The organism is Sphingopyxis sp. GW821-FHT12C06 (assembly GCF_058807415.1).
The window spans coordinates 452,719-467,797 of the sequence record NZ_JBXAQR010000005.1 but is presented as its reverse complement, the minus strand read 5'-3'; the positions used below and the strand labels follow the sequence as shown (position 1 = coordinate 467,797).

The 15,079-nt window shown below is 64.1% G+C and carries 15 protein-coding genes; 8 read left to right on the top strand and 7 right to left on the bottom strand.

Annotated elements, in window-relative coordinates; all coding sequences use genetic code 11:
• The 4 genes from AC1RRJ_RS17460 to AC1RRJ_RS17445 all read left to right on the top strand — a co-directional run.
• Positions 1-241 (top strand): hypothetical protein (locus AC1RRJ_RS17460; RefSeq protein ID WP_493124940.1); only part of this gene is annotated, 241 nt, incomplete at its 5' end.
• Positions 238-1,239, top strand: a complete 1,002-nt coding sequence (locus AC1RRJ_RS17455; RefSeq protein WP_493124938.1) for a glycosyltransferase family 2 protein — start codon at positions 238-240, stop codon at positions 1,237-1,239. The genes AC1RRJ_RS17460 and AC1RRJ_RS17455, both read left to right, overlap by 4 nt.
• A 5-nt stretch (positions 1,240-1,244) precedes the next feature.
• Entirely contained in the window at positions 1,245-2,711 is a 1,467-nt protein-coding gene (locus tag AC1RRJ_RS17450) for an oligosaccharide flippase family protein (protein ID WP_493124936.1), read from the top strand.
• Positions 2,712-2,746: 35 nt separating this feature from the next.
• A complete protein-coding gene (locus tag AC1RRJ_RS17445; protein WP_493124934.1) occupies positions 2,747-3,724 on the top strand; it encodes a glycosyltransferase family 2 protein in 978 nt (325 codons plus the stop codon).
• A gap of 24 nt (positions 3,725-3,748) precedes the next feature.
• Here the strand turns inward: AC1RRJ_RS17445 and AC1RRJ_RS17440 are convergent, their stop codons facing one another.
• Positions 3,749-4,180, bottom strand: a complete 432-nt coding sequence (locus AC1RRJ_RS17440; protein WP_493124932.1) for a CBS domain-containing protein — start codon at positions 4,178-4,180, stop codon at positions 3,749-3,751.
• A 131-nt stretch (positions 4,181-4,311) separates the two neighbouring features.
• Between AC1RRJ_RS17440 and AC1RRJ_RS17435 the strand changes: the two genes are divergently transcribed.
• Together AC1RRJ_RS17435 and AC1RRJ_RS17430 are read left to right on the top strand one after the other, a co-directional pair.
• Positions 4,312-4,614 carry a hypothetical protein gene (locus AC1RRJ_RS17435; RefSeq protein ID WP_493124930.1) on the top strand — a complete coding sequence of 101 codons (303 nt, stop codon included), beginning with the start codon at positions 4,312-4,314 and terminating at the stop codon, positions 4,612-4,614.
• Entirely contained in the window at positions 4,611-4,997 is a 387-nt protein-coding gene (locus AC1RRJ_RS17430; protein ID WP_493124928.1) for an acyl-CoA thioesterase, read from the top strand. Before AC1RRJ_RS17435 ends, AC1RRJ_RS17430 begins: the two co-directional genes overlap by 4 nt.
• A gap of 8 nt (positions 4,998-5,005) precedes the next feature.
• On the opposite strand, the gene AC1RRJ_RS17425 is transcribed toward AC1RRJ_RS17430, so the two are convergent.
• The 6 genes from AC1RRJ_RS17425 to hisS form a co-directional block, all read right to left on the bottom strand.
• Positions 5,006-6,592, bottom strand: a complete 1,587-nt coding sequence (locus AC1RRJ_RS17425; RefSeq protein WP_493124926.1) for a DUF4139 domain-containing protein — start codon at positions 6,590-6,592, stop codon at positions 5,006-5,008.
• A gap of 10 nt (positions 6,593-6,602) precedes the next feature.
• Entirely contained in the window at positions 6,603-7,955 is a 1,353-nt protein-coding gene (locus tag AC1RRJ_RS17420) for a DUF4139 domain-containing protein (protein ID WP_493124924.1), read from the bottom strand.
• A 109-nt stretch (positions 7,956-8,064) separates the two neighbouring features.
• Entirely contained in the window at positions 8,065-8,922 is an 858-nt protein-coding gene (locus tag AC1RRJ_RS17415; RefSeq protein WP_493124988.1) for a DUF4167 domain-containing protein, read from the bottom strand.
• Between the two features lie 274 nt (positions 8,923-9,196).
• Entirely contained in the window at positions 9,197-10,021 is an 825-nt protein-coding gene (gene prmC / locus AC1RRJ_RS17410) for a peptide chain release factor N(5)-glutamine methyltransferase (protein ID WP_493124922.1), read from the bottom strand.
• Positions 10,014-11,081: a peptide chain release factor 1 gene (gene prfA / locus AC1RRJ_RS17405; protein WP_493124920.1), complete on the bottom strand. Its 1,068-nt coding sequence runs from the start codon at positions 11,079-11,081 to the stop codon at positions 10,014-10,016. Before prfA ends, prmC begins: the two co-directional genes overlap by 8 nt.
• Positions 11,081-12,328 carry a histidine--tRNA ligase gene (gene hisS, locus AC1RRJ_RS17400; RefSeq protein WP_493124918.1) on the bottom strand — a complete coding sequence of 416 codons (1,248 nt, stop codon included), beginning with the start codon at positions 12,326-12,328 and terminating at the stop codon, positions 11,081-11,083. Before hisS ends, prfA begins: the two co-directional genes overlap by 1 nt.
• Positions 12,329-12,450: 122 nt before the next feature.
• On the opposite strand from hisS, the gene AC1RRJ_RS17395 reads away from it, so the two are divergent.
• Together AC1RRJ_RS17395 and AC1RRJ_RS17390 are read left to right on the top strand one after the other, a co-directional pair.
• A complete protein-coding gene (locus tag AC1RRJ_RS17395; RefSeq protein WP_493124916.1) occupies positions 12,451-13,083 on the top strand; it encodes a DUF1345 domain-containing protein in 633 nt (210 codons plus the stop codon).
• A 68-nt stretch (positions 13,084-13,151) separates the two neighbouring features.
• Complete coding sequence (locus AC1RRJ_RS17390) at positions 13,152-15,074, top strand: M61 family metallopeptidase (protein WP_493124914.1); 1,923 nt, start codon at positions 13,152-13,154, stop codon at positions 15,072-15,074.
• Positions 15,075-15,079 lie beyond the last annotated feature (5 nt).

Here is a 15,079-nt window from a genome sequence, read left to right as displayed (position 1 = left end):
GATTCGGGTCAACAACCTTTTTGCAATTTTGTTTCAATCCACCACAAAACCCCGGAAATCACCTGTTTCCAGAACGCACCCCTTGCGCGACCGCCAGCGCCGCATTCTTCGCAAAGACCTGAAAACATACGAAAATGGCCGGAATATTCGATTCGAGCGCGCTCTGGGCGCAGATTTGGACACCCAACTCTCTTTAGACTCACCAAAGATTAGGGGAAGCATGTTAGGAGGCGCGCGATGAGCAACCGCGCCCCCCTCCCCATCCCGCTTATATCCGTCATCGTGCCTGCCTATGGCGTTGCACATCTTTTGAGCGAAGCGCTCGATTCCCTGCTCGCTCAAACCTTCACCCAATGGGAAGCGATCGTGATCGACGACGGTGCGCCCGACGACGTCGCCGGCGCGGTCACGCCCTATCTGGTCGATCCGCGATTCCGCTTCTTTGCCACCGCGAATCACGGCGTCGCCACAGCACGCAATCGCGCGATCGCCGAAAGCCGCGCGCCGCTGATCGCGCTGCTCGACGGCGACGATCTGCTACGCCCCGAATATCTGTCGATGATGGTGGCGGCGATGAACGAAGATCCAGCCGTAACAATCGCGACATGCAACGCCCGCGTTTTCGGCGCGGTCGCACACGAAGATGTCGTTGTTGGCGAGGACCAGAATCGCAGCGCGACCGGCACGCTGGCCGACGTGCTCGATCGTCGCTTCAATATTTATATTGGGTCGACCTTTCGGCGCGCCGACTTTGACCGCATCGGCGGCTTCGACACCGCGATGACCAATTCGGAGGATTTCGACCTTTGGGTGCGGCTGCTGATCGGCGGAGGACATGCCCACTATATCGACGCGGTGCTGGCCGATTATCGTGTTCGCCCCGGTTCAGCCTCCGTCCATCTGCTTCGCAACATCCGCGGCAATATCCGCGTGTGTGACAAGGTCATCGCCGCACTGCCCGGAAGCCACGCGGCGCGAATCGCTGCCGCACGACGCGAGAGCGAGCTCGAGCGCGGGAAGGTGGAAGAAGCGCTGCTCGCGGTCATCGCCGGCGACACCGACAAAGGCCTGAAGGCCCTCCGGTCGCAACGCCATTATCTGGGCAACCCGCTGTGGTCGGTCGCTTTCGCATTGTGGCGCGTGTTTCCCAGGCTGGCACCGCCAATGCTGGCCTGGCGCAAGCGCCGCCATGAGGGGGCGTCCCGCCGCCGGCCGCTTCGCGCCACTTCCAAGGCATAACGAGCATGTCGGTTCGCAAGGCCATCGCGTGGGCAAGCGCCAGCAGGCTTCTGAGTTTCAGCATCGCCTTTGCGAGCAGCATCGTTATCGCGCGCTATTATCTGTCGCCGGCCGAAGTCGGACTATTCTCGATCGCATTTGCAGCGACCGCGCTGGTCGCGGTTCTGCAGGAATTCGGCCTCAACCGTTATATCGTCGGGGAAGCCGAGCTGGGTGAGGAAAAGCTGCGCACAGCCTTTTCGGTTTCGCTGGCGGTCGCATGGGGCGTCGCGCTGATCATCCTCGCCGCCGCCAAACCCCTGTCGTGGCTCTATGGCGACGCGCGCCTGTTTCCGCTGATGCTGGTGATCGGCGTCTCCTATCTCTTCGTCCCGCTCGCGATCGTGCCAACGGCGCTGCGCCAGCGCGCGATGGATTTCCGTTCAGACTTCATGATCGAGGTCGGCGCGGCGATCACCAATGCCGCGGTATCGGTCGCGCTCGCCGCCGGGGGTCAAGGCGCCATGGCGCTGGCGTGGGGCGCGCTCGCGCAACAGATAGCGCGCGCGTTGGTCAGCCAGTGGCGCAACGGATGGATATTTCCGTGGCCGATGCGATTCGGTGACGCCGCCCATGTGGTGCGGTTCGGCGGGGGCTCGACCCTGCTGTTGATTTTCGATTCGGTCACCGCGCGCGCACCCGACCTGATCGTCGGCGGCGTCATCGGCAATTATGCAGTCGGCATCTATTCGCGCGCCAGTGGGCTGGCGGTGCAATTGATGATCCTGCTGACAGGCGCGGTGAACAGCGTCTTCTATCCTGCGCTCGCACGGCTGCGCGATGAAGGGCATTCGCTCAGCGAGCCCTATCTGCGGCTTGTCGCGGGCTACACCGGGCTCGTCTGGCCGGCGATGGCGGGACTCGCGATCGCCTCCCATCCTCTGGTGAACGCGCTCTATGGTCCACGCTGGATAGCGGTCGCGCCGATTTTGTCGGCACTCGCAATCGCGCAGATGATTTTCGTCGCGCTGCCGATGAGCATCCAGGTTCCGATCCTGCTCGGGGAATTGAAAGGCGTGCTGCGGCGCAACGGCGCGACGACTTTGATCGCGCTGCTCCTGCTGGCCATCGGAGCATCGCGCGGAGTCGAATCGGCGGCGGCGGCTTATGTCGCCTATGCCTGCATATGGTTTCTGATCTATCTCTTCTTTCTGCGCCGGCTGACGCGTTTCGGATGGGGAGCGCTTGCCACCATTTACGCGCGCAATCTGTTCGCCGCAGCAATGGCCGTCTCCCCTCTCCTCGCCTGGTATCGCTGGATCACACCTGCGGCAACGATGAGCTTTTACGAAATGCTGCTCCCCGTTTTCGCCGGCATATTCCTGTGGCTCGGCGCACTGTTCGTCACCGGGAACCCGCTGACCGGCGACATCCGCAATCTGACCGCGACCGCATGGGATCGTATAGGCGGGCGCCGGATGGCCCGAAAATAGCCCCCGTCATTATCATCATGGAGCAACGACCCATCATGCGTTTCACCGTCATCATCGTGACCTACAACCGCAGCGGCCTGATCGAACGCGCGCTCGACAGCATCGCCGCGCAAACCTTGACCCCTGCCGAGATTATCGTGGTCGACGATGCGTCGACCGATGACACGGCCGATGTGGTTACCCGTTGGTCGACGCGCAACGCGACGCCCGTGACCTTCATCGCAGCCGAACGCAACGGCGGTGAGGGCGTCGTGCGGAACATCGGAATGAAGGCGGCATCGACGCCCCTCATCGCCTTTCTCGATTCGGATGATGAATTTCGCCCTGATGCGATGGAAAGGCTCATCGCGCCGCTGACCGCCGATCCGTCGCTGGTCGTGAGCTTTGCCGATGCGTTCGTCATGCCCGAACCCGGCCCCGGCCTGCCGCCGCGCCTCGTCGAAAGCCGCCTCGCGCGAGACGTCGAGACCAGCCCCATGGAGGACGCACCCGATGGCTCCGGCTGGCACCGGCTCAACGATCCGCAATCGACGCTGCTGCTTGTCAGCATGATCCCGTCATGCTCGGCCATGTTCCGGCGCGATGCCGCCGAAGCCGTCGGCTGGTTCCCCGAATACCGCCGCGCCGGGGATTGGCTGTTCTGGCTCAAGCTGACCGATCAGGGTGGCTTTGCCTGCCAGTTTTTCGACGCGGCCAATGTCTATCGCCAGGGCGACAATCTGACGAGCGCCGGAACCGATGCCTTGTGGGCCCGCCAAATGCTGCACGTCTATCTTGGCCTGCGCGACGACGACATCCCGCTGGCACTGACGCCCGCGAACCGGACGCGGCTCGACTCGGCAGTCGACGAGAAGACCGGCCACTATCGCTATTGGTTCTCGCGCCAAGGCTGGCGCAGCTACTGGCAGGCCCTTGGTTATGAAGAGGCGCGCGCCACGGGAAGCCGTATAGCGCATCTGCTGCGTGACCCTAAAAGCGCCGCGCGTGCGCTCTATTCCAGCCTCCGGCCCTGACCGCAGCAGCCTGGCGCGCGCGCGTCAACTCGCTCCGGTAATATAGTCGCGCATCGCTGCGGCTTCGGCCTCGATCCGGTCGATGCGATATTTGACGAGATCGCCGATCGATATGAAGCCTACGAGCTGGCCATTGTCGACAACCGGCAAGTGGCGAATGCGCTTTTGCGTCATCTGCGACAAGGCCCCCATCACGGCCATGTTCGAATCGCAAGTCACCGGCGATTTGGTCATCACTTCGTCGAGTGTGCGGTCGAGTGCCTCGGGGCCATAGGATGACATCAAGCGGACCAAATCGCGTTCGGAAAAAATGCCAATGATTGCGTCATTCTCCAGCACAGGAACCGCGCCGATGCGGTTCTGCGCGAGCAAGTCGATCACCGCGCGCACGCTGTCTTCCTTGCGCGCTGAAATTACAGGGCCCGTCCGCCCGTGCAGTATCGCTCCGATCGTCATTCCTTGCCGCTCCCCATGTCGATTCTCTGGAGGCCAAGCCTATCATGATTCGTGCCCATGCCAAAAGGGCGCGACGTGACGGGTGCCATTCGCGCTTGGCCTTCGCCACCGCTTGGTTCATGGAGGCGCCCATGGTCAGACCCTCCCCGCTCGACGACCGCGACACAGCCAAAGTCGCCTGGACGCGCTATCGCCGGTTGATGCGGGGGATGGCGCTGGTGTCTCTCGGCGCGGTCATCCTCGCGCTCGGCTGGCTGCGCCTGTCGATGGGCGAGGCGCTGACGCTTCATATGATGATCGCGACCGCAGCCGGTGTCGGCCTGTCCGTCATGCTCGGCGCCGCGCTGATGGGGCTCGTCTTCCTGTCGAGCGGCAGCGGCCATGACGAGGCGATTGAAGACCCTTTCGAAGATGATCCGGATTTGAAACCATGACAGACAAACCAGACTGCCCGCGCGACCCCATTTTGCGCGTCGTCCCGCGGCCCGCCGACATCAACGCCAACGGCCATATCTTCGGCGGCTGGGTCTTGAGCCAAATGGATATCGCTGGCGGCATCGTCGCCGGACGCGAGGCGCAAGGCGCGGTCGCGACCGTCGCGATCGAGACGATGGAGTTCATCGCGCCGATCCTGCTGCGCGACATCATTTCCATCTACGCCCATATCGAACGGCGCGGCCGCACATCGCTGGCGATCCGGCTGGAAGTCATCGCGACCCGCGATCGCGGCGAGAATGAGGTAAAGGTGACCGAGGGCGTGTTCACTTTCGTCGCGCTCGACGAGAACCACCGGCCGCGCCCGCTCCCGCCAACCTGACCAGCGAATCAGTCGCCCTTCAATTTCTGCCGGAAAAGCTGTTCGAGCTTGTCGTTCGCGGGCACGCGCACGCGCCACACCCAGCTGCTGCCGCGGCGCTCCCATCCTTCGGGCGCGGGCTCGAGCGCGAAGGGGATCAGCATCTCGACCTCGGCGTCGAAGGGCCGCGCGTTGGTCAGCGTCACCTGCCATGTCTGGAACGCGCCCTTGGCATCGCGATCCCTGATCCCCGCGTGAAACTGCACCGCCGGGCTTTGGCCAATGTCATAATCGACGCGCTCGCCCTTCGCCTTGTCTCCGATCGGCGCCTCACCCACCAAGAGGCGCCGGCCGCCGACGCTCTCGAACACCGCAGCCGTACCCGCGGGAAGCGCCAATCCCAGCCCGTCCGATTCGCGATTCTGGACGCGCAAGCGCATCACCAGCGGCCGCGGCGACCCGTTGGCATTTAAGATGCCCGCATAAAGCTGTTCGACCGCGACCTTGTCCTTCGCGAGCAAGGCAACCTGCTTCTGCCCCTTCGCCGACACATCGACGCGGAACGGAATGCGATAAAATTTGAGATCGCCGAGATCTTCGGCGGGCGGCGGCGGCGGTGGAGGCGGCGCCGGAGCGGCCATCATCATCGCTGGCGGAGGCGGCGCGCGCCGTTCGACGCGATTCGCAGTCACCATGACCTCCTCGGCCATGACGCCATCATAACTCTGCTCGAACTCGATGATCGGCGGCAATTCCCACAAGGGGTGTGTGCTGGTGATGTCCATCGGCCAGCATTTGAGGTTGAGCGACCCCGGGGTGCTGCGCGGAAGCGGCGGGCTGTAGTTCTTGTTCAGCCGCCCCGCGATGACATTGAGCTGCGCGCCCGGAAAACTCGTCACCCCGCCGTTGGCGACGGTGATCCAGCCGGTCAGGCCCAGCGTCTTGCCGTCGGAACCGCGGTCGGCGACATAATTGGCAGCCCAGTCGAAGCCTTCGGCGAGATAGAGAAGCTGAATTTTGACCGTCCGCGCGGCCTTGCTTTCGACGAGCACCGACAGCGTCGGCCTGGCCGAGAGATCCTTTGGTACGCGAGGATAGATCATCCGTTCGGGAAGCCCCGAGCAGGCGAGCGCCTCGACCCCGCCCGCAGTCTGGAGAACGACCCCGCCATTCGGCCCGGCCTGAATCACTGCTTCCTGTTCGACAATTTTGCCGGTTGCAATATTCGTCCGGCGCAGGGTCACGCTACGCTTCAGATAGGCGTCGACGAGACCCGCAGGCGACAGCAATCGCGCGTCGCGATTCTTTTCGATCACCCCGTCGGGCAACCCGCTGATCACCGCAGTTTCGGGCAACAATCCCTCGGCCACGCCCTCGAACCGCAGCACCGACGTCCCGGCGGGCAGGGTGACCGTGCGGGTTTCGGTGATGAAGGCAAAGCCTTGCGGCCAATTGGGGTTGATCGGCCCGCTGCCGCGCGACGGGGCGCGGTAGACGGTGACCGCGGTGTCATCGATCTTCGCCGAGACGGCGACCTGCGGCGCGGCTTGCGCAAGCGCTGGCAGCGGCGCCAGCAGCGCCGCGCTCCACAGCAAAAGTGGCCGGACGCGCGCCACGCGGCCAGCCTTAATAGCGCGTGTCGAAAGTGACGGTGACGTCGGCCTTGCCGTTGGCGGGCACGGGCACCTGCCATTCGACGCGGTCCGCCGACACGCGTTCGCCCTTCAGGCTTTCGTCGCTGATGCGGACATCGCCATAAAGCCCGTCCTGCGCGACGAGCACGGTGACCGCTTCGGGCCGCGCATTGGTGACGGCATATTTCATTTTGGTGATCCAGCGCGAATCGCTTTTACGCGTCCGTTGCACGACCGTCGTCTGCACCTTCACGTCAAAGGCATCGCCGGTGCGCAGCGACATGGCGGAACCCATCGGCGTGTGCCCGATACTGTTTTCGCCAATAAACTGCGGATCGCCGCGCGCGTCGCGCATATAAACGCGGATCGTTCCCGCGGGGAGTTGATCGCCCAGCCCGCCCTGGCGCGAGGTCGAAAAGCGCAGCACGCTGGCAGTGCTCGCCGGCTCTGTGCTGCTCCCCATCCAGCCGTTGACGAACTCATAGGTGGAGCGCGCGGGCGCACCCTTCACGTCGAGAAAGCTCACCTGTTTCTGTTGCGCGTTCGCGATCGTCGTGCGCGCTGCGAGCGGATAGAGATAATAGTCACCGAGCCGTTCGCGATTGTTGCTCTCGGTCCCTGCCGAATCCATCGCGCTGTCCATCTGACGGAAACCACCACCGCCGCCCGGATTGCCCGCGACGAGCAAGGTACGCGCATTGGCAAAGGTCGTCCCGGTGCTGTTGGTCAGCGTCACCCAGCCCTGAATATCCATCGCGCCCTTCGCGGCGTCGAACAGCGCGACATAATCGGCGGTCCAGCCGAGATTGGGGGTAAGATAGGAAAGCCGCGCGGGAATCGTTCCCGCATTGGCAGCATCGACGGTCACCGACAGCGTCGGCCGCGCACGCAAATTGGGGGGCAGACGGTCAAACACAGCGCGGACCGGAAGGCCGTCGTCACGCAGCACCTCGATCCTTTCGCCAATTTGCAGCACGATGCCGCCGTTGGCGGCGAGCACTTTGGCGCGCTCGGTACGCTCGGCGCCGGTCGCTGGGTTGGTACGGATGAGCGTAATCGACTGGCCGACGGCCTTGTCCATCAACTTGTCGGGAGTCAGCAGGTCGAAATCGAAATTCTGTTCGACGATCCCGATGCCCGGGCCCGAAAGGGTCACCGTTTCGGGACGAATACGCGCCGATACGTCGGGAAATTCGATTCGGTTGCGCCCGGCGGCGACGCTGAGCTGGCGGTCGTCCTGCACCAGCGACTGGCCATTGTTATAGATGGTGACCGCTACATCGCCCTGCGCATTGCCCGGTACGGCATCTTGCGCCGCGACGGGGGCTGCAGTCCCGATCATCATGGCCGGAACGCAAGCCATTGCCAAAGCGCGCATAAAAAAGCCTCCCCGCAAGAATGTTGCGGGGAGGCTATGTCATGTCCGGTCCAAAGACCAGCGTGAAATGAGGCGCTTACTCGGCGGCTTCGACATCCGTCGTACGCGTCGCGAGCGTGCGGCGTGTGCGGCGCGGCTTGGGCGTCGGCGCTTCGTCGTCGGCCTCGGCTTCTACGCTGCGTTCGGGACGACCGATCGCTGGCGGCAAAACTGCGGTGTCGATGCCAGCGTTATCGTCGGCGTCGACGGGGCGCGTGCGGCGCGGAGCGCGGCGTGCAGGACGCGGAGCGGGCGCGGCTTCCTCGACCGTTTCATTCGCTTCACCAGCGTCGCTCACCGGCGCATCGCTGCGGCCTTCGTCACGGCGCGGCGCGCGGCTTGGCTGCTGGCGATTACCGCGATTGTCATCGTCGTCGCGATTGCTGCGGTTGCCGCGCTGCTCGCTGCGTTCACCACGATCGTTACGCTCGTTGCGGTCGCCGCGCTGTTCGTTGCGATCATTGCGGTCGCTACGGTCACGCTGGCCACCGTCATTGTCGTCGTTGCCGCGATCATTTTCGATGTCGAGATCGCTGTCGTCATGGCCGTCGAAATCTTCGACGCCGCGAATTTCGCGGCTGCGGTCATGGCTGCGTTCCTGCCCGTTCTGGGCGTTCTTTTCTTCCTGCCGGATGCGGAAATCGCTCACGACGCGGAAATAATGATCGGCAAACTGCAGATAATATTCGGTCTGGACCCGATCGCCCGCCAGCTGCGCGTCGCGCGCAAGATTGCGGTACTTCTCGATCATCTGGGCGCCGTTGCCGCGCGCGCGGCTGTCGATGCGATTCGCCTGATCGACACCACCGCGCCCGCCCGATTGCGGCCGGTTATTATTGTTGTTGCTGCCGTTGTTGTTGCGGCCGCGACGGCGACCGCTCTGCCGGTTGTTCATGTTCAACTGAGACATCCTGTCGAATAAGCTAATAAGCTACGCCAACCCCTTTTGGCCGACTGCGCCACTTGCGCGTCGCGCCCGCGCTTCTCACGCGGCTCTTGCCCTCTACCGCTTGCGCGAAACCCTGCGGTTCCACACCAGCATCGTAAATGGGAAGCAGACCCGACGGACCAGTATCGATGCTTTGCATCGCCAAAGGGACCCCGATCAAGCCTGTAACCCGCCCCTACCGTGCTTTGAGCGCGGAACCAAGCAATTTCTTGCACGATTGTCAGGCGCGGGTCAGCAACAGTGCCCTGTCGCGTCCTCCCAGATCCTGGCGGCACGCAACCTTGAAACCCGCCGCTTCGGCGATTTCACATACCAAGATATGTTGCGTGGCGCCGATTTCAAGGATGGCGGCCCCACCCGGCGCCAACAAGCGCGGCAGATCGGGAATGATGCGGCAATAGTCGTCGAGGCCGTCGGGGCCGGCAAAAAGCGCGCCCGGCGGCTCGTGCACCGCGACGTCGGGCATCAACTGTTCCGTGTCGCCGATATAGGGCGGATTGCAGAGGATCAGATCGAATTGACCGTCGAGGCCCTCCGTCCAGTCGCCGAGCCGGAATCGCACGCGCTGATCCATCTCGAGATCGACGGCATTGAGCGCCGCCCGGTCGACGGACTTTTCGGATTCATCGATACCGAGACCGTGCGCCTCCGGCCACTCGGCCAATGCGGCGAGGAGTAGCGTGCCGGGTCCGCTTCCAAGATCGAGAATGCGGCGCGGCCCGCCGGCCCCGAAATATTCGACGGCGGCCTCGATCAGCGTCTCGCTGTCGGGACGCGGGATCAACATGCCCGGCGCGACGGCCAGCCGGATCGTCCAGAAATCGCGATAGCCAACAATATAGGCCACCGGTTCGTGCTGCATTCGCCGTTCGATCAACACCGAAAAACCCGCAGGCACCACAAAACGCGACGGATCGAGCAACAGCGCCTGCCGTTCGACATCCAGCGCATGCGCCATCAGCAATTCGGCATCGAGACGCGGGGTATCCGACACGCCCGCGAGCCGCTGCGCTGCATCGCGCAGCGCGTGCTTCACGTCAGTCACCCAGCCCCGCCAGCCGCTGCGCCTGATCCTCAGCGATCAGCGCGTCGATCAGCTCGTCCATCTGCCCTTCCAGTATTTCGGGCAGGCGGTGGAGGGTCAGGTTGATGCGATGGTCGGTCACGCGCCCTTGCGGGAAATTATAGGTGCGAATGCGCTCGGAGCGGTCGCCCGACCCGACCATCGACTTGCGCGCCGAGGCTTCGGCGCTGTGGATCTTCTCGCGCTCGAGGTCATAGAGCCGCGCGCGCAGCACCTGCATCGCCTTGGCGCGGTTCTTGTGCTGGCTGCGCTGATCCTGCTGGATCACGACAAGGCCCGACGGGATATGGGTGATGCGAATCGCGCTGTCGGTCGTGTTGACATGCTGTCCGCCCGCGCCCGATGCGCGGTAGATATCGATCTTGAGGTCGCTGTCGTTGATCGCGACATCGACTTCCTCGGCCTCGGGCAGCACCGCGACGGTCGCAGCGCTGGTGTGGATGCGGCCCTGGCTCTCGGTCGCGGGAACGCGCTGGACGCGGTGGACGCCGCTTTCGAACTTCAATTTGGCGAACACGCCCTGCCCCGACAGGCTGGCGACGACTTCCTTGTAACCGCCGCCATCGGTCTCGTTCGCCGAAATGACTTCGACTTTCCAACCCTGCGCGTCGGCATAGCGGCTGTACATGCGCAGCAGATCGCCCGCAAACAGCGCCGCCTCGTCGCCGCCGGTTCCGGCGCGGATTTCGAGCATCGCGGCGCGCTCGTCGGCGACATCCCTAGGGAGCAATTTGATCGCGAGATCATGCTCGGCGGCGGGCAACGCCTGCTCGACCGCGGTGATTTCCTCGGCCGCCATCGCCTTCATCTCGGGATCGGCGAGCATTTCGGTCAGCGAGGAGAGTTCACCGCGCAGCCGCACGACTTCGCGCGCCGCGGTCGCGACGGGTTCGAGTTCGGCAAACTCCTTCGACGCCGCGACGAAATCGGCGGGCGCCATATCGCCCGTCGCCATGCGCGCCTGCAGCGCCGCGTGGCGTTCGATGATCGCGTCGATCTGTTTGGCGGAAACGGAGGCCATCAGAGCGCGCGGACGACCGCTTCGGCTGCCTTCGCGCGATCGCTGTCGCCGCGCACATTGATGTGCAGCGCATCGTCGCGGGTGCCGATCGAGATCAGCGCGTGCGCCGGGATCTTGGCCGCCTTGTCGAAGCGCTTGCGCGGCGAACCGCTGGCAACGATTTCGGCCGAAAAGCCGCTTGCGCGCAACTGGGTCAACGCCTTCATGGCCGAGACAAGCTGGCTGTCGTCCTCCACCGCGATCACCGCGTCGAGGCGATTGTCGATGACATTGTCATCCAGTAGCATCGCGAGCCGCTCGATCCCGGCCGCCCAGCCGACCGCGGCGGTCGGCGGTCCGCCGAGCGCTTCAATCAGACCGTCATAGCGCCCGCCGCCGAGCACGGTGCCCTGTGCGCCCAAGCGGTCGGTGACGAATTCGAACGCGGTGTGGCGATAATAGTCGAGTCCGCGCACGAGGCGCGCGTTGCGCTCCCATGCGACGCCCGCAGCATCGAGGCCCGCGGTCACCGCAGCGAAGAAATCCTGCGCCTCGCTGGTCAGATAGGCATCGATGTCGGGCGCGCTGTCGGCGACCGGCCGGTCCTTCGGATCCTTGCTGTCGAGAATGCGCAGCGGATTCTTGTCGAGCCGCGCGAGGCTGTCTTCGGACAGATCGCCGCGATGCGCTTCGAAATGTTCGACCAGCGCCGCGCGCCAGGAATCGCGGCTCGCCGCATCGCCAAGCGTATTGAGCGTCAGCGTCACGCCTTCACTAATGCCCAATTCCTTGAGCAGTTGGTCGGCGAAGACGAGCAGTTCGGCGTCGGCGAGCGGGCTGTCGCTGCCGATCACTTCGGCGTCGAGCTGGTGAAACTGGCGATAGCGGCCCTTTTGCGGGCGCTCGTAGCGGAACAGCGGGCCATGCGTCGCGACCTTCAGCGGCGCAAACTGCTGCCAGCCGTTGCTGATATAGGCGCGCGCGATGCCCGCGGTGAATTCGGGGCGCAGCGTGATCGATTCGCCGCCGCGGTCCTCGAACGAATACATTTCCTTCGACACAACGTCGGTCGTCTCGCCCAGCGAGCGCGCAAACACCGCGGTCGGCTCGATCACCGGCACCTCGACGCGCTTGTAACCATAGAGGCGGCGCACCCGGTCGAAGGTGTCGACGACATGCGCGAACCGGTCGGCGAAATCGCCGAGCATGTCCTGGGTGCCGCGCACGGGCTGCGGGGTCGGAATCTTCGCGGATTTGTCCTTGCTCATGGCGGGCGCGTCTAATGCTTTTTCGTCGAAACGCAAAGTAGGCTTGCAGAGGAAGTACCGCGTCTTTGCGGCATATGCCGGGGTACTATGCGATCGCCCGCCGCTTCGCTAAGCTTCGCGCCATGGCCCTCGGCAACCGCATCGCCCCGCCGCGCTTCATCGCCTATGCAGCGGCGCTGGTCGTCGCCGCGCTCTGGGCGGCCGGCCGTGGCGACACCGCGCTGCGCGATTTCCTGATCGGTTTCGACGTCGCAACCGCGCTTTTCATTCTGTCCACCATCCCGCTGTTCCGGAACAGCGACCCCCGCGAGATCGCGCGTCACGCCAGCACGAATGACGCCAATCGCACCGCGCTGCTCCTCATTTCGGTGGCGGTGAGCGCGGTGGTGGTGGGCGCGCTGGCGCTGATCGTGACCGGCAAGGGCGATTATTCGAAGCTGCTGGTGATTGTGACGCTCGGGCTCGTCTGGCTTTTCACCAACATCGTTTACACCATTCACTATGCCCATCTCTATTACCGTCCCGACAAGGCGCAGGGCGGCCACGCCGGCGGGCTGTCAATCCCCAGCACCAAGGCGCCCGACTATCTGGATTTCCTCCATTTTTCGCTGATTCTGGGCATGACCTTCCAGACCGCCGATATCGACATCACCAGCCGCGCGATCCGGCGTGTTTCGACCGGCCATTGTGTCGAGGCCTTTGTCTTCAACATCGGCATCCTCGCCTTCTCGATCAACATGATCGCGGGACACTGATCCGGGGCGCAAAGGACTCGCCAAGCTGCGGGTGGACCTTGCAGCGATTTGGCGGCAGAGATTGCGTCATGAAAATTGCACTGCTCGCCGCAGCGGCCCTGATCGCCGCCCCCGCCGTTCACGCGCAGGACGGCAACAGCCGCCCGCAGCCAGTGGTTCAGCCGTTCACTATTCCGCTGCCCGCCGACAAGCCCTATCCGGGCCTGATGCAGCTCAAGGTCGATGCCCGCGATTTTACGCGCGGCATTTTCCATGTCCGCCAGACGATCCCGGTCGCGAAGAGCGGCAAGCTGACCCTGCTTTATCCCGAATGGCTGCCCGGCAAACACGCCCCGCGCGGCGCGATCGCCGAGGTTGCCGCATTTCAGGCGAGCGCCGGCGACAAGACGCTGGCCTGGACACGCCAGCCGACCGACGTCTACGCGTTCGACATCGACGTCCCTGCCGGGGTGAAGAGCATCGAGGTCGCTTTCGACTTCCTGTCGCCGACGCGGACCAGCGAAGGCCGGGTGGTCGCAACCCCGGCAATGATGAACCTGCAATGGGAACAGGTCAGCCTCTATCCCGCGGGCTATTTCACCCGCCAGATTCCGGTGCAGCTCGAGGTGACCTTGCCCGACGGCTGGACCGGCGCGGCGGCGCTCGACGGGCTCAAAATCTCGGGCAATCGCTACAGCTATGCGCCGACCAATTATGAGGTGCTGGTCGACAGCCCGATGTTTGCCGGTAAATATTTCCGCAAATGGGACCTCGGCCAGAAGGTGACACTCAACGTCGTCGCCGACGATGCCAAATATCTCGAAGCCAGCCCCGACCATATCGCGCGCCACGCCGCGCTGGTGTCCGAAGCGCTCGCCCTGTTCGGCACCCGCCATTTCGACCGCTATGAATTCCTCCTCGCGCTGACCGACGAGCTCGGCGGCATCGGGCTCGAACATCACCGGTCGAGCGAGAACAGCCGCAACCCCGATTATTTCACCAAATGGAACGACAATGACAGCGAGCGCGGGCTGCTCCCGCACGAGCTGATCCACAGCTGGAACGGCAAATATCGCCGTCCCGACAAGCTTTGGACCCCCGACTTCCGTACGCCGATGCAGGGCAACCTCCTCTGGGTCTATGAGGGCCAAACAAGCTATTGGGACCTGATCCTCGCTGGCCGGTCCGGAATGCAGTCGAAGGAGATGATCCTCGCCGAATGGGCGACCAACGCCGGCTTCTACAGCGTGCAGGCGGGGCGCGTCTGGCGATCGGTCGAGGATACGACGCTCGATCCGGTGATCGCGGGGCGCAAGGCGCGCGCATTCCCCAGCGCGACGCGTACCGAGGATTATTATAACGAAGGATCGCTGATGTGGCTGGAGGCGGACATGCTGATCCGCGGCGCTACGCGCGACACCAAAAGCCTCGACGATTTCGCGCGTAGCTTTTTCGGCGGACGCGAGGGCGACTGGGGGCAGGACACCTATGATTTCGACGATGTCGTCGCGGCGCTGAACGCGGTTCATCCCTATGACTGGGCGAAGTTCCTGCGCGAGCGGATGCAGACGTCCGGCCGCCCGGCACCCGTCGGCGGGATCGAGGCTGCGGGATACCGTCTCGCCTGGCGCGACGCCCCCAACGCCTATGACCGCGACCGCATGGCACAGGCGAAAAACGCCGACCTCACCCATTCCCTCGGGATGACCATCGACAAGGACGGCGTCGCGGGCAGCATCTTGTGGGACGGCCCCGCCTTTCGCGCCGACATCATCAACGGGACGAAGATCATCGCGGTCGATGGCGTGAGCTATAGCCGCGAGCGCATCGAGGCCGCGATCCGCGCCGCCGCCGACGGCAAGACACCGGTCAGGCTGATCGTCGAGCGCGGCGGGCGCTATCGCAACATCGACATCGACTATCATGGCGGGCTGCGCTGGCCGCATCTCGAGAAAGTCGGCAGTGGCCCCGACTGGTTCGATCGGCTATTGGCGCCGCGCCGGGCACTTTAGGCTCC

Excerpts from the sequence above, each read along its gene's own strand:
- AC1RRJ_RS17455 (WP_493124938.1), top strand. The coding sequence starts at position 238 with ATGAGCAACCGCGCCCCCCTCCCCATCCCGCTTATATCCGTCATCGTG.
- AC1RRJ_RS17450 (WP_493124936.1), top strand. The coding sequence starts at position 1,245 with ATGTCGGTTCGCAAGGCCATCGCGTGGGCAAGCGCCAGCAGGCTTCTG.
- AC1RRJ_RS17445 (WP_493124934.1), top strand. The coding sequence starts at position 2,747 with ATGCGTTTCACCGTCATCATCGTGACCTACAACCGCAGCGGCCTGATC.
- AC1RRJ_RS17440 (WP_493124932.1), bottom strand. The coding sequence starts at position 4,180 with ATGACGATCGGAGCGATACTGCACGGGCGGACGGGCCCTGTAATTTCA.
- AC1RRJ_RS17435 (WP_493124930.1), top strand. The coding sequence starts at position 4,312 with ATGGTCAGACCCTCCCCGCTCGACGACCGCGACACAGCCAAAGTCGCC.
- AC1RRJ_RS17430 (WP_493124928.1), top strand. The coding sequence starts at position 4,611 with ATGACAGACAAACCAGACTGCCCGCGCGACCCCATTTTGCGCGTCGTC.
- AC1RRJ_RS17420 (WP_493124924.1), bottom strand. The coding sequence starts at position 7,955 with ATGATGATCGGGACTGCAGCCCCCGTCGCGGCGCAAGATGCCGTACCG.
- AC1RRJ_RS17415 (WP_493124988.1), bottom strand. The coding sequence starts at position 8,922 with ATGAACAACCGGCAGAGCGGTCGCCGTCGCGGCCGCAACAACAACGGC.
- prfA (WP_493124920.1), bottom strand. The coding sequence starts at position 11,081 with ATGGCCTCCGTTTCCGCCAAACAGATCGACGCGATCATCGAACGCCAC.
- hisS (WP_493124918.1), bottom strand. The coding sequence starts at position 12,328 with ATGAGCAAGGACAAATCCGCGAAGATTCCGACCCCGCAGCCCGTGCGC.
- AC1RRJ_RS17395 (WP_493124916.1), top strand. The coding sequence starts at position 12,451 with ATGGCCCTCGGCAACCGCATCGCCCCGCCGCGCTTCATCGCCTATGCA.
- AC1RRJ_RS17390 (WP_493124914.1), top strand. The coding sequence starts at position 13,152 with ATGAAAATTGCACTGCTCGCCGCAGCGGCCCTGATCGCCGCCCCCGCC.